Origin of the sequence: Streptomyces sp. NBC_01241 (assembly GCF_041435435.1) — a bacterium.
Lineage (GTDB): Bacteria > Actinomycetota > Actinomycetes > Streptomycetales > Streptomycetaceae > Streptomyces.
Window position 1 is genome coordinate 6699229 of the sequence record NZ_CP108494.1, and the last position, 13319, is coordinate 6712547.

General features: G+C 67.6%; 14 protein-coding genes. 7 read left to right on the forward strand and 7 right to left on the reverse strand.

Annotated elements, in window-relative coordinates:
- Positions 1 to 162: 162 nt before the first annotated feature.
- The 5 genes from OG306_RS30200 to OG306_RS30220 are packed head-to-tail and all read left to right on the forward strand — an operon-like array spanning position 163 to position 4410.
- On the forward strand, positions 163 to 618 hold the full coding sequence (locus tag OG306_RS30200) for an ATP-binding protein (protein ID WP_371665876.1): 456 nt from the start codon (positions 163 to 165) through the stop codon (positions 616 to 618).
- Positions 615 to 1697 (forward strand): aldo/keto reductase, encoded by a 1083-nt coding sequence (locus OG306_RS30205; protein ID WP_250993271.1) that lies wholly within the window; start codon positions 615 to 617, stop codon positions 1695 to 1697. The genes OG306_RS30200 and OG306_RS30205 overlap by 4 nt, the downstream gene beginning before the upstream one ends.
- Entirely contained in the window at positions 1694 to 2332 is a 639-nt protein-coding gene (locus OG306_RS30210; protein ID WP_371665877.1) for a nucleoside monophosphate kinase, read from the forward strand. Before OG306_RS30205 ends, OG306_RS30210 begins: the two co-directional genes overlap by 4 nt.
- Positions 2333 to 2372: 40 nt before the next feature.
- On the forward strand, positions 2373 to 3209 hold the full coding sequence (locus OG306_RS30215; protein WP_371665878.1) for a hypothetical protein: 837 nt from the start codon (positions 2373 to 2375) through the stop codon (positions 3207 to 3209).
- On the forward strand, positions 3199 to 4410 hold the full coding sequence (locus tag OG306_RS30220) for a chorismate-binding protein (RefSeq protein ID WP_371665879.1): 1212 nt from the start codon (positions 3199 to 3201) through the stop codon (positions 4408 to 4410). Before OG306_RS30215 ends, OG306_RS30220 begins: the two co-directional genes overlap by 11 nt.
- Before the next feature lie 66 nt (positions 4411 to 4476).
- On the opposite strand, the gene OG306_RS30225 is transcribed toward OG306_RS30220, so the two are convergent.
- The 7 genes from OG306_RS30225 to OG306_RS30255 all read right to left on the reverse strand — a co-directional run bounded on the left by OG306_RS30225 (position 4477) and on the right by OG306_RS30255 (position 11283).
- Positions 4477 to 5199: a 2'-5' RNA ligase family protein gene (locus OG306_RS30225; RefSeq protein ID WP_371665880.1), complete on the reverse strand. Its 723-nt coding sequence runs from the start codon at positions 5197 to 5199 to the stop codon at positions 4477 to 4479.
- A 34-nt stretch (positions 5200 to 5233) separates the two neighbouring features.
- Complete coding sequence (locus OG306_RS30230; RefSeq protein ID WP_371665881.1) at positions 5234 to 6559, reverse strand: hypothetical protein; 1326 nt, start codon at positions 6557 to 6559, stop codon at positions 5234 to 5236.
- Positions 6560 to 6676: 117 nt separating this feature from the next.
- Positions 6677 to 7153 (reverse strand): GNAT family N-acetyltransferase, encoded by a 477-nt coding sequence (locus OG306_RS30235; RefSeq protein WP_371665882.1) that lies wholly within the window; start codon positions 7151 to 7153, stop codon positions 6677 to 6679.
- Positions 7150 to 8445 (reverse strand): XRE family transcriptional regulator, encoded by a 1296-nt coding sequence (locus OG306_RS30240; protein WP_371665883.1) that lies wholly within the window; start codon positions 8443 to 8445, stop codon positions 7150 to 7152. The genes OG306_RS30235 and OG306_RS30240 overlap by 4 nt, the downstream gene beginning before the upstream one ends.
- Positions 8446 to 8458: 13 nt before the next feature.
- Complete coding sequence (locus OG306_RS30245; protein WP_371665884.1) at positions 8459 to 8941, reverse strand: PPC domain-containing DNA-binding protein; 483 nt, start codon at positions 8939 to 8941, stop codon at positions 8459 to 8461.
- Between the two features lie 27 nt (positions 8942 to 8968).
- Positions 8969 to 9952 (reverse strand): asparaginase, encoded by a 984-nt coding sequence (locus tag OG306_RS30250; RefSeq protein WP_371665885.1) that lies wholly within the window; start codon positions 9950 to 9952, stop codon positions 8969 to 8971.
- A 32-nt stretch (positions 9953 to 9984) separates the two neighbouring features.
- Positions 9985 to 11283 carry a transcriptional regulator, XRE family protein gene (locus tag OG306_RS30255; RefSeq protein WP_371665886.1) on the reverse strand — a complete coding sequence of 433 codons (1299 nt, stop codon included), beginning with the start codon at positions 11281 to 11283 and terminating at the stop codon, positions 9985 to 9987.
- A gap of 463 nt (positions 11284 to 11746) precedes the next feature.
- Here OG306_RS30255 and OG306_RS30260 point away from each other — a divergent pair, with 463 nt between their 5' ends.
- A complete protein-coding gene (locus OG306_RS30260; protein ID WP_371665887.1) occupies positions 11747 to 12625 on the forward strand; it encodes a helix-turn-helix domain-containing protein in 879 nt (292 codons plus the stop codon).
- Positions 12622 to 12882, forward strand: coding sequence for a DUF397 domain-containing protein (locus OG306_RS30265; RefSeq protein WP_371665888.1), 261 nt, complete (start codon positions 12622 to 12624; stop codon positions 12880 to 12882). Before OG306_RS30260 ends, OG306_RS30265 begins: the two co-directional genes overlap by 4 nt.
- Positions 12883 to 13319 lie beyond the last annotated feature (437 nt).

The window sequence follows — 13319 nt, forward strand, 5'->3', positions numbered from 1 at the left end:
CGCATCCACTGCTCTTGTCACGGAACGAAATGGCAGTGGAGTGGCAACCCAATGGCGTACCGACGCCATTGGGATTCCCGCACCGTGGAAGTGGGCCTTCACCGGGCCCTCCGCTGACGGGCTCTGCCCTCCGGCGGTCACCGCACGTGCACGAGGGAGACGATGGTGCCACCCCTGCCGGCTGCACTGAAACCGTCCGGTCGTCTCGACCACGTACCCGAAGAGCACCGTCTCGACCTGAGCGCCAGTGAATGGCCGACCAAGGCCGCGCGCACCCAGATCCTCACGGTATTGGGGGGTAGGGCGGACCCGGCGACGGTCGACGACATGGTCCTGGTCGTGGACGAGCTGGTTACCAACGCCCTCCGGCACACCCCGGGCATCGGGGTCCTCCTGCTGGAAGTGGACCGGGACCGTGCCACGGTGCGGGTGTTCGACGCGGGTGGGAACTGCGCTGCGGTGGCCGTCAAGTCTGCGAATAAGTCCGACGAGAACGGCCGCGGGCTCAGCATCGTCGCGCGACTGACCGAGGAGTGGTTCGCCGAACCGACCACGGCCGGCGGCAAGGCGGTGGTCGCGGTGTTCACCATTGCGCCCCAGGAGAACAGCTCACGATGACCGCCCTCGATCTCAAGCCGCGACACATCGCGCCCGGACTGACCGTCAATCCGCTCGGAGTCGGCTGCTGGGCGATTGGAGGGCCCACGGTCAACGCGGGCAACCCGGTCGGCTGGGGCTCTGTCGACGACGCGCAGTCACTTGATGGTCTGCGGACCGCGGTGGAGCACGGCGCCAACTTCTTCGACACGGCGGACGTGTTCGGGCACGGACACTCCGAACGGCTGCTGGGACGGCTCCTCAAAGAGGTCGACCGGGAATCTGTGCATATCGCCAGCAAGATCGGATGGGTACGGGGCACGGCACCTCACCCCTACGCGGGCCCCAAACTCCGCCACCAGTTCGAGCAGAGCATGGAGAACCTGGGCGTCGAGTATCTGGACGCCTACTTCCTCCATACCCTCGACTTCGGGGACGACGACGACTACCTGCACGTCGCCATCAACCAGATGCACGCCCTGCGGGAAGCCGAGTACATCAAGGCCATCGGCATGCGTGGACCCCACCCGCTCGCCTCCGACCGTAGGGACGCGGCGGACGTACGCGGCGCCCGCTTCGCCAAGATCTTCCGTCTGCTGCGCCCCGATGTGCTCTGGACCCGCTGCAACCCGCTGAGCCCGCCGACCCTGGTCGACGGCGAGGACCTCTTCAGCTTCACCGCGCGCCACGGTGTCTCGCTGATGCTCACCGAGCCCCTCGCCCAGGGGCTGCTGACCGGCAAGTACCACCCGGGCGCTCCCGCCGTGTTCGGCCCCGGCGACCACCGACGGCACAAGCGGTGGTTCTCGAATCCTGGCCTCGAAATCATCGACCGCGGCCTGGAGACGCTGCGCGAGCGCTTCGGCCACCACCCGCAGGCCCTGGTCCGCGTCGCCCTGCGATACAGCCTCCAACAGGCTGACCACACAGCGGTGATCGTCGGCTTCACCACTCCCGAGCAAATCCGCGAGAACTACTCATGCCTCGGAGAGCCGCTGACGCACGAAGAGCTCGCCTTCGTCGACGACACCTATGGCCGGATACGCAACGAACTCCATGCCACCGGCGATGCCTACCGCCGTGTGGAGGTGACGGTGTGACCGCGCAGCCCGGAGATCGCCGGCCGGCCACCGTCCTAGCGGTCATCGGGCCGCCCGGACCAGAGGTGAGCAGCGTCGCCGGGGCCCTCGCCCGCCGCTATGACGGACAGGTTCTCGCGCTGGCGGACCTCACCGAGCAGCGAGGATCCACGAGCCCGGCGATAGCCGCGGCCGTGCGGGACACCAGCGACCCGCTCGGCCACATACCGGGACCGCTGGCGTGCCGGCTGATGCGCTCGGCCGTCCTGAGCCGGTCGGCCGACACCCTCGTCCTCGACGGCTACCCGGCCACCGCGGTGCAGGCCGAGCACCTGCTGAACGTGCTGAGGAAGCTACCCGGTCACACCCTCGCCGTACTCGAACTGGTCCCGGACAAGAGCGCCCTACGCCGCGCGCTGCTCCCGACGACCCCCGGGCCCATCGTGCCCGGCTGGCGGAACCCCGCCGGCCCCACGCCCGGCTTGCCCGCCCGCTACCGGCAGCGGGCTCCGATGCTGCGCTTCGTCCTGGAGCGCCACGGCGTACCCCGGCACGTCGCCGAGTCGCACCTGTCCCTCGGGGAGCTGCTCGATGCCGCCGACCACGCCTTCGGCCATCTCCTGCCCGAGCGCATCCCCGAACGTGCCGCCTCATAGCCGGGCGGCGCGTCCCCTCGCACACAACCACGGAGGTCCCATGGGAACGATCCAGCAGGCGCTGCGCATGAGCGCCCCGTACTGGGCTGCGGAGCACGAGATCGCCCTGCGTTACTTCGGTTCCAGCGCCAGGAACACCGGCTCCGACAAGGTCTGGGTCGGGCACCAGATGTTCAAGGAGTGGACCGGCAGCGGGGTCTACGGTCCCCGGCACACGACCGTGGCCAGCATGATCGCCGAAGTGGCCGAAGAGGTCGCACCGCTGGGCCACGGGGCGGTCGCACCCTCCCCGCTGAGGAGCACCTACACCAAGTTGAGCTTCGCCTCCGACGAGCTCCGGCACTACGCCCAGCTGCACGATCTGTTCCTTCTCATCGAGTCCTCCACGCCCCCGCCGGCGATCGCCGAACTCGGGAAGCTGAGGGAGGGGTCCGCGCTCACCGAGCTGCGCCTGGGCTACCGCGACGACAAGCTCGGCGCCATCGCGGTCGACCTGTCCGAGGGCGGCGGTCTGGGGCTTTACTTCGGGATCCGCTCCGCGGAGAACCTGCTGGACCTCTCCCGTGAGGTGGACTGCGAGGTGCTCGCGGTCGCTGATCGGACGATCGACGACGAGACCCGGCACCTGCTCGGCCGCTTCCAGGCCGCCCGCGACGCGGGGCTGGACGAGGAGCAGTGGGGCCGTGTCTCCGAGATCCTGGAAGAGATCTCACGGCAAAAGCTCCTGGAGCGCAACGAGCAGTTCGGCGGCATGCTGACGGTCCAGGAGGTGGCGGCTGTCTGCGCGAGCGAGAACCACCCCCGGACGGTTGCCTTCCTCACGGGCCACCTCAGCTTCCTCCTGGACTACATGGGAATGAGCCCAGTTGATCTCTGATGCCCGCAGGCACGCCCGGCCAGCGCTCGCCGGGCATCGCGTCGAAGACCCCTCGAACACGGTCTTCAGCTACGGCTCGCGCCGACGCGTCGTCATCGGTGTGGGCAGCGAGGGGCAGTTGGAAGTCACCCGCGGAGTGTGCTCGTTGTCGCTTCCCGGCCGGGAAGCGACAACGCCGGAGTCCCTGCTCGCCGGACTTCGGTCCTTCTTCGAAGCCGCTGACGGCCGGTGGGTCATGGGGTACATCGGGTTCGGGGCACACCACAGCCGCTGCAGCACGCTGGCCGTCGGATCCGATCCGGAAGTGATGCTGTTCACCCCGGATTCCGTCCTGATGATCAGGGATGACGGCAGTGCCACGTCCGCGTCCGGTTTGCTGCAACTGCCGCGAGGAAGGCAGCGTGCCACTAGCTCAGGCTCTCCGCCCCCGCTCACCGACGACACCGTTGATCGCTTCCGCATCATGGTCGCCGACGCCCTGGGGTGGGTGGGGCAGGTGCCGGGCCGCCGGCTGACGGTCGCGACGCGGCACGGCTGGAATGGACCGGTGGACCTGATCTCCACCATGGCTGCGGGACAGGCCGACGCTCATGGAGTGTCCCGCTCGTTCTACTGCCACCACGGCGGCCTGGAGTTCGCGGGAACCAGTCCGGAACTCCTTGTCGACGGCTCGCTGGAACACTTCACCTGCCACAAGTTGTCCGGTACGTCCGGACACAGTCCTGCCAGTCGACGACCGCTGGACTGGGATCTTCGCCTCATCGAAGAGCACCGGTCGTCCATCGACTCGCTGCTGAGTTCCTACAGCCAATTCGCCGCAGTCAGCGCGGGGCCCCCGAAGTTCCTGAGACTCGAGGAACTGGTCCACGGGATGACCCGGCTGACGGTGGAGCCCAAGCCCGGAAGCGATCCGTCCAGCGTCCTACTGGGCGTGTTGCCCACCGGGGCCTCGTCCGCCGAAGGGCTGTCCGAGATCGCGCGGCTGGAGGAGTTCCCGCGCGGGCCGTACTACGGCCTGGTCGGGTGTGCGGCACCCAACGGCAGACTCCAGTGGTCGCAGCTCCTGCGCAGCGTCTTCCAGCGGGACGACCGGGCCTGGCTGCCGGTCGGGGCGGCGGTCACGGCAAGGTCCAGCCCGGACGTGGAAGCAGCCGAGATCGCGCTCAAGGCCCGGAGCGTTCGCGTGGCAAGGCGCAGCTGAGTCGGGAATTGGGGGCGCCGGTACCTACCGGCGCCCCCAATTCCCGTACGAGCTGCGCCGCTGAAGTCAGCGGGTGGGCGGCCGGCCCGGCAGGGCCAGGCTGTGCAGGACGCGCCATCGGTACGTACGTCCTTCCCGGCGCAGTTCGACCAGGTCGACCCGCTCAACCGGGAGCGCGATGGAGGGGCGGTTCCTCAGAAGGGCCACGGCGTCGATCACGGGTGCGGCATGGCGGACCCGGTTGTTGTAGAGAATTCCGAGGTGGGGGCGGAAGAGACTGCTCGGCTTTCCGCCTGGGACGCCGGCGCGCTGTCCCGCGCGGTGCAGGGCGGCGTGCAACTCCACCAATGGTGTCCACGGCGTGACGCTGAACCGGATGGCTCCCGTGGACCCGGCCATAGGCTCGGCGCGGATCTCGAAGCCGCCACCGAGCGTGCCGTCTGCCAGTTGGGCGAGGGCGTCCACCGCGCCGGGTTCGATGTCCGCGCAGCTCCCGATCTTGTTCAGAGTGATGTGCAGTCCGTCGGAGGGTACCTCGTCCATGTCCAGGCCCTTCAGGGCCTGCTGGCACGAGCGTGCCTGGGCGATCAGCTCCGGCTCCTCGGGGAAGGCCAGCATCCAGTAGTAGGCCCGGTGTCCTGGGGCCCACCCGGGTCGCTCCCAGTGATTGGTCATCCTCTCCACGGCCCGGAAGGCATCCCAGTCGTTCGAAGCGATCTTCTGGGGATCGTCCAGGTCAGGAGGCGGCGCCGCGGGGAAGGCCCTGCTGTCGTCGATCAGCGGGGTCATCACCAGAGATCTCCTTGGAGGCTCGGGCCGTCGGTCACGGCCGCGCGTCGGGTTCCGCCTGGACGGCCGGCTGGTAGTTCAGGGCCGCCAGTTCACTGGCATAGTCGCGCACGACGGGCTCGGCCTGCCACTTGCCGGTGTGCCGGAGGAGTTCGGTAGCGCGCTGCCACACCGAATGGATGGGCGCGCTGCCGCTGGTATGCAGAGCCTGGGTGCCCAGAGACAACGCCTGCTCCAGATCGGGCCGACCCTGCCGCAGCAACGCGGTAGCGACGTCCAGGGACACCAGCGTCCGGGTCCACTGCGAGGGTGACTGCTCAACCAGCTCTTCGATCTGCCCAGCGCACTCAAGGACCTTAGCGATGTCGCCGGTCGACAGGTGGGCCGTAACGGCGTTGGCGAGCGTACGCGCGGGGCTGTACGCCTCGAAGGAGATGCAGGAGGTGACACCGCCGGGGAGCTGCTGCTGCTGGTCGCTCAGGTCGAGTGCTCGCCCGATTGCTCGCACAGTTCCGCGGGGGTCACCCTGCCGGGCCAGGGCCCGGGCGCGGCCGTTCACCCAGAGTCTGATCGCCTGGGGACTCTGCGGTGACAGCGCGATCCCTTGGGCAGCCGCAGCGTCGGAGGCGGCGTAGTCGCCGACGTAATAGAGGTTCAGGGCCCGGGTGCCCAAAATCCACATCTTCGCTCCCACGTCGCCGACTTGGTCGGCGAACGCCTCGGCTTCTATGCAGTACGCCTCGGCCACGTCGGCGTGTCCGGCGTTGACCGCCATGTAAGCCAGCAGGCCGGTCGACCGGGCAGCCAGGCCGAAGAGCTGCTGTCGCTGCTCAGAGGTCTGCCGTCCCAGTAGGAGGGTGCGCACCAGGTTCCGGAGCAGCCGGGCTTCGCCCGCGAGTTGCTGGGGGCCTTGGTCCTCGTACCGCTGGACGATGCTCTCGATAGACTCCGACGCCAGAGTGAGCAGGGCGGGATCAGTGTTGCTGGTGGTCAGCTCCTGCGCTTGGAGAATGATTTCGCCGGGGCTTCCCCAACCGCCACTGGTAACAACGGGCGCGGAGACCGCAGTCTGCTGTTGGGCGGTGGTGCGGTCCGGGGGCGGGCCGAAGAGGACCGCGGTGGTCATGCCGAAGAGATGTTCCAAAACGCGGGCGGAGTCGGGACGGGGGCCCCGCTCGCTGAGCTCGCCCTTCATCCACCGGTCGAAGGTCCGGCGGGGAAGGTCGACACTGGCCAGGCGCGGGTCACCGTCCTTCTCCGCCAGCTCCTCGCGCGCCCTCTTCCACTGGATACACAGAGCTTCATAGGTCCAGCGCCGCTCCTGGACGAGTACACGGAAGTAGTTGTTGCGTACGGTCACCTGTCGATTCCCTCCTGGTCCTGGTCGGTGGAGCGGAGCGCACCCGGTCCTCTACCTGTTGTCCGGCCTCACGGCGTGGTCGGCAGCGGCGTCGCAGGCGACGCCCGGCGGGGCCGCCTATGCGGTATCGGGGGTGACGGCCTGCCGGTAGAAGATCTTGGTGTCCTGCGGGGCCGCGCCGAGTGCCTCGTAGAACTTCTGGGCAGCGGGGTTGTCGCGGTCGGTGGTCCACTCGATCCGGCTGCATCCAAGCTGGGCGGCGACCTCGTGAAGCTGTGCCATCAGGGCCCTCGCCACCCCGTTGCGGCGGTTGGCCTCCCGTACGAACAGCTCCTTGAGGTAGAGCGAGTGGCCGTCACCGGCGGCCGGCCAGAGCAGCGAGAAGGAGGCCATCCCGACCACGTCGGCGCCGATCCGTGCCAGAAGGATGGAGGCGGCCGGGTGATCTCCGAAGAGCATGTCCCGCAGCCGCCCGACGCGGTCGGGCAGCTCGCCTTCGACTGCGCCGCCGTAGTACTGCTCGATGTCCGCTACGAGTTCCGCGATGCACGGCACGTCGGCTGATCCGGCACGGGTCACGGTGAGTTCGCTCATGGCGCCATTCCTTCGTGTTCGGAGGCTGTGCCCTGCTGGAGCGGGGCGAGCATGTCGCGGAGTTCCCGGACGGGCCGGGGTCCGCTAGGGACGGTAGGGAGTAGTCCTTCGAGTTGGCAGGCCCTGGTCAAGATAATCCCGGAACGGTGCTGCTCCGGGAGGTTTCGGAGGATCTCCGCCGTACTCTCGGCAGCCGCGGTCGGCTCGCCATCCAGGAGTAGACACATGGCGGCGTCCAGCTCGATCAGGGCCCGGTCGAGGTGCTCATCCGCCGGATAGAGCTGGAGAGCTCGCTTCTGCGCTTCCCGGGCACGGTCCGTCTGGCCGAGGTGGGTGAGTGCGTTGCCTTGGTGGAAGCGCAGCTGGGCCTCGTTGTAGCCGAACGCCGACTCCGCGGTGTCATCTCCGTGCAGGTGCGCCAGCGCGTCCTCCGCCCGGCTGAGAGCGACCTCGGCTTCCCTGCGGTCTCCCATGACGGCGTGGGCCCGAGCTTCCAGCGGAGCGGCCAGAGCGGCGCCGACGGTGGGCTGGACGCTGGAGACTTGAGCACGGCGCGCGGCACGGGCCGCTCCGGTGAGATCGCCGCAGTAGAACAGGGCGTACGCGTCTTCGGCGAGGATCCAGGCTCGGACGTCGCTGTCGCCGGCTTCCTCCGCTGCGATCCTGGCGACGCGGAGCCAGGCGTTCGCGTTGTGATCATCGCCCTGGCGGACCAGGATCAAGCTCATGAGGCCGGCCATCTGGGCGGAGAACCTCGTCAGGCGGCGCATGGCGCCGAGCGACTGCCGCTGGTCGAGCGCCCTGCTGAGCGCGCCGACATCGCGTCGTAAGTCCCGCAGGAGGTCGACCTCGGGACGGAACCGGGTGGCCCGGCCGTGCCACGCCAGGGTCTCTTCCCATGAAGCGAGCCCGGCTTCGCTTATATGACCGCTGGTCAGGACTCCTTCGAGCCTTCGGCGGATGGCCTCGGCCTGGTCTGGCTCCTCGACGGGGAGCTGGCCGGCCGGAAGTCCGGCGGGGCCCTCAACGGATTCGGCGAAGATCTGGCCCACGGGCATGCCGAAGAGATATTCAAGGACTCGCGCGGTGTCCGGGCGCGGGCCCCGCTCGGTGAGGTCGCCCTTCATCCATCGGTCGAAGGTTCGGCGCGACATCGGGATGGTGGCGAGCCGGGGATCTCTGTCTCGTTCTGCCAGCTCCTCGCAGGCACGCTTCCACTGGATGCAGAACGCCTCGTACGTCCAGCGTCGCTCTTGCACGGTGGTGCGGAAGGTGGTGGTGCGCGCCGACATCGCAGGCCCTTCATTACTGGATCGCGGCTGAGCCCGAGGACTGGCTGAACTGCAAGGTGGGCACTTTGTGGTGTCCGAGCTTGGGCCTGGTCATGAGCGGGTCGGCGACTTCGACAACGAACAGCTCCGAGATGAACTGCACACGGCCCCCGAGGAGATGGCTCGTCCTCCCCTCCGCAGCCTGGCCCTTGAGCCCGACCGCGACGTGGATATGAGGGGCCAGGTCGTTACCCTCTTCGTCCCAGGCGATCGTTCCGCTACCGAGGGCCTCCAGCGTCGTGTACTCCGTGGCGGCCCAGACAGGCGCGCTGAGGTCGTCGATCGGATCGCAGGTGCCGACGAGCTGCACGGTGTGGAAGCCGCCGAGGAACATGGGGATGTAGGCGGAGCGGATCCCGTACTCGGCGCAGAACGCGCCGAGCTGCGGAATGAAGTCGTCCCCGTCGTCGAACGCGACGCCGAAGGTCCGGCCGATGGTCAGTGGGGTGGCACGCATGAGGTCGTTTTCTCCCGGAAGCCGGTATCAGGCGAAGGCGGCGGCGATGCCGTTGCGGTCGGTGCCGGCGCGAAGGTGGGCGAGGAGAAGAAGCCGCGCCTTGTACGGGTCGAGGTCACCGGCGGCGATCAGCCCGCGGCGCAGCAGATCGCGTTCCGAGCCGGCGAACCCATAGGTGTTGCGGGCGGTGCTCCCTGCTCCGGTACGCGAGGCGAAGACGACGGGGATTTGCTCGGCAGTCTTCTCCAACGGTTCGGCCCAGGTCTCCGGAACGTGTCCTGCGCCGAACGCCGCGATGACCGCGCCATCGAAGCGGTCGCCGAGATGTTGCAGCAGTTCTCCCTCGTCCCCGAGGGCTGCGGTGATCAGGGCGACGCGCGCGGGCCTGAGAAGGGGCAGCGGCACGTGCTGTTGCGGGGCGGGCGCCAGGATGAGGCGAGGGACGCCTTCGGTGATGTACCCGATGGGCCCGGCATGGGGTGAAGCGAATGCTCCCGGGGCGGTTGCGTGCTCCTTGCGTACGAACCTGGCTGCGTGGATCCGGTCCGAGAACACGACGAGGCATCCCATTCCCCGGCTGGCGCTGCTGGCCGCAGTCTGGACGGCGGCCAGCAGATTCGCCGGGCCGTCCGCGCCGGGAATGGAGGGGTGTCGCATCGCTCCGGTGACGAGCACGGGTGCCTGGCCGGCATGGAGGAGGTCGAGCAGGTATGCCGTCTCCTCAATGGTGTCGGTGCCCTGCGTCACGACGAATCCCGAAGCGCCTTCTTGCTCGCGCTGGGCGATCATCTGGGCGAGTGCCGCGATATCGTCCACCGACAGCGACGCCCCTGGCTTCTTCGTGACGTCGGTGAAGCGGAGGGTCACATCCAGGCCGGAAAGCCCTGGAACCGCAGCCAGAAGATCCGCCGCGCCGAGCTCGGGCTTCACGCCCTGCGTCTCGCCGTCGGCCGGCGCCATGGCGATGGTGCCACCGAGGGTGAACAGGTGGATTTCCGGACGGTGGGACACGAGACGGCGCCTTTCGAGAGGGAGGGGAGGAGCTAGTTCGGCAGGTCTCCGACGAAGCGAAGCGTCGATTCGAGTTCGTCAAGTGCGATCAGCCGACTCCGGGGGCGGATCATCCCGGCAATGCCCCGCTCGCCCAGCTCGCGGCAGCGGCGCGTCAGCCAGACCCAGTCGAGCTTGAGATACGAAGCCAGGGCCTGAAGTCGCTCGGGCGAGGTCGCGCCGGGCGCCACGCTGTGGTGTGCCGCGTGTGCAGCAGCCTCCGCGTAGTCGCGCATCGCGGCGTGGCTGCCGGTTGTAGCGGCCTGCCAGATGCCCTCCGCGCGTACCCAGTTGGCGATCACGGCGCGCTGCCCTGGGACGAGTACGAACCCGTCAACGGCCGTCATTTCTGGCACGTCGCTGACGTGGACGTTGACGCGATGCATCTCCATCAGAGCGATTGACAGGAACAGGAGAATGAGTTCGTACGGCTCGCTGTCCTTGACCACCGCTTCAGGCAGGCAGAACGCGCGGGCGGCCCCCCGGCCCGGCTGGGTGGCGAAGCGGTTTTCGATCTCACGCAGGTACCGGTGCTTGTGGGTCCAGAGGAGCCACCCCACTGAGGACTCGCCGTACTGCTCGCGTGTCCAGAAGACGGGAAGATCCGAGGCATCGGCAAGGTGGCGGGTGATGTGCCGGTAGCAGAAGTAGGAGCCGATCCAGGCGGCCCCGACTGAGGTCAGGCCCGGAATGGAGGCGCGACTTGGCGCTGTGCGAGGGAGTTCGAGGTAGGTGTTGAGCGCGTCGTGCTCGGCGTGAAGCAGCTGGTCGTCGGCGAGGAGGGCGTCGTCGATGTTCGCGATGGCCCAGATAATCCCGTACGTCAGGTCGTCGAGCTGCTGAGCGGCGGGTACGACGAGAGACACGCTTTCGGCATCGAGACCGACTCGGAGTTGGTTTCGGGCAGTTAAGGCGTCGAGCACGAACACCTGGTGGCCTGTGTCGGCAGTCCGGGTGCCTAAGACGAGCCCACGCCGCACTGGGCGAAGAAACTCCCTGAGCTGGTCGGGATCTGTGACTGGCAGCCGGACACCGCTGTCGAGAGAGTCCGCGGCCTGGAGCTGGATTGCCATCGAGGTGCCGTCGAAGACGCGTTGCCCGTCGAGTTCCCAAGTGTCCCAGCCACTGCCGCCGGCCGTGGTCAGCGACAGACGGGACGTGGCCCAGCGGGTCTCGATGCTCTGGGCCGCCCGGATCTGTTCGGGCCCCGCTGGCACCGCCGCAGGGCGCAGCACCACCGGTGCGGGCCGAAAGAGGTCCTCTGCCGGAAAGCCGTAGAGGCGCTCAAGCACGTAGCAAGTGTCGGGCCGCGGAAGGCCGCACCACGTTCCCGTGAACCAGCGGTCGAACGTACGTCGTGCGACGGTGACCGGCCTCGGTTTTCTCGACGGCTGGGCCTGCCCCACGGCAGCGGCAGCCTTGTCGAAATGGATCGCGAAGATCTCCCACGTGGTCCACCGTTGCTGCTGGGACAGGACACGAAACAAGGTAGGAGCAGCAGCCGTGCGTGACATGATTGCGGCCCCCATCCTTGGCTTGCAGCGTCGTTGAGACGCTGGGGCGATTCGCACGCTGGAGCAGTCCTGTATCGGAGCACCAGCATCCGAGCAGCGGCATATGCCACGAGTTGCTACCGAGGCAACACGCGTCGTGACGTAGTTAGGATGCCGGTTACGACCATCTCAGGCAATGTGTCTGGGCACATTGAACCCACAAAGGTTGTTCCTGGGCCGGGCAGGCGTCACACTGACGGCCATGGCGCCGACGAATGACGTGCCGGCTTCGGTCTTTCGTAGGGAACTCGGCGGCAGGCTGAAGGACTTACGCACCGAGTCCGGTCTCACCTTGGTAGAGGTAGGAAGGCTCGTCGATGTCCACCACGGACACCTGAGCCGGATCGAACATGCGAAGCGTGCCACCACCGAGAAGCTGGTCCAGAACCTTCTCGACAAGGCGTACCCCGACCTGGTGACGGCCGACACCCGGCTGCAGATTCTTGACCTGGTGAGGGCCGACCTTGTTGAGGAAGATCCCCATCCTCGGCACAGGGCGTTGCTGAACAGCACTCAGATCGGTGGTTACCTTCGGCTCGAACGGAGCGCACGAAAGCTCAAAGCTTACGAGCTCGCTCTAGTCACTGGCCTTCTGCAGACGGCCGAGTACGCCGAAGCCGTGATCCGCGCGATGCGCCCAGACCTCACCGCTGGCGAAGTTCGAGCCCTCGTCGGCGTACGGATGGAGCGCCAGAAGCGCCTCATCGGGACGGGCGGAGCCATCCTCGACGCCGTGATCGACGAGGCAGCTTTGCGGCGCCCGGTGGGTCCGCCCGAGCTCATGAAATGCCAGATGGAGCGACTGCTCGATATGGCAGAGCACGAGACGGTCTCGGTCCGGCTACTCCCCCTGGAGACCGGCTGCCACGCCGGCCTGTACGGATCGTTCATGATCATGGAGTTCCCGGTGCCCAATCCGAGCGTGGTGTGGGTCGAGAACCTGGCTCACTCCATGTACTTCGAGGATCGAAAGCACGTGGAACCCTACAACGAGGCATTCAACGGCCTCTGGCAGAAGACGCTTCCGCCTGCGGAAGCTGTCAGTCGCATCGAGAAAGTGATCAAGGAGCTACATCAGTGAGCAGCACGTCCACTGCCGGAACCAACGAGCCCTTCAAGCCCACCGCCGCCGACCTCGACCTCACCGCGGTCGTGTGGAAGACGACCTCCTTCACGGGAGGTAACGACAATTGCTTCGAATTCGGCCGCTGCGGCGACTGGATCCTGACCCGAGACACCTTCCGCCGCGACCAGGAACCGCAGGTGTACTCGAAGGCGGAAGTGAAGGCTCTCATCGACGGTGCGATCGCCGGTGACCTGGACTACTTGCTGGCCTAGGCGAAGGGCCACAGGGAGAGCAGCGGCTGGCCTCATGGTAACTGAGGCCAGCCGCTGCCGTCTGTATCCCCACCTTGCTTGCCCACTATGCGGGGCCCGGTGTCTAGCCGCAGGAGCTTCGCATGGAAGCCGGAAGCACTCACGCCGCCGTAGCCGACGGGGTGTGGACGCGCCATGGCCCGGCCCCGGTCTGCCATCCGCGCTGCGCTCCACCTGACGGGCCTTGGTGAAGGTGAACGCCAGTGAGGTGCTGACCCGCGGCGGTTCAGGTCAAGCGAGACGCGCACCGGCCCGTCGTCTCACTCGACCCGAAGCTACCCAATACCTGCTGCGCGTCGAGCGGGGCGTACTCGGAGAATTGTGGTGTGGCTGCCACGCACCTTGCTCGGTTCCTGCTGTACGCGGCGAGACCGGCTCCCACGCGCAGGTCGCGGCAG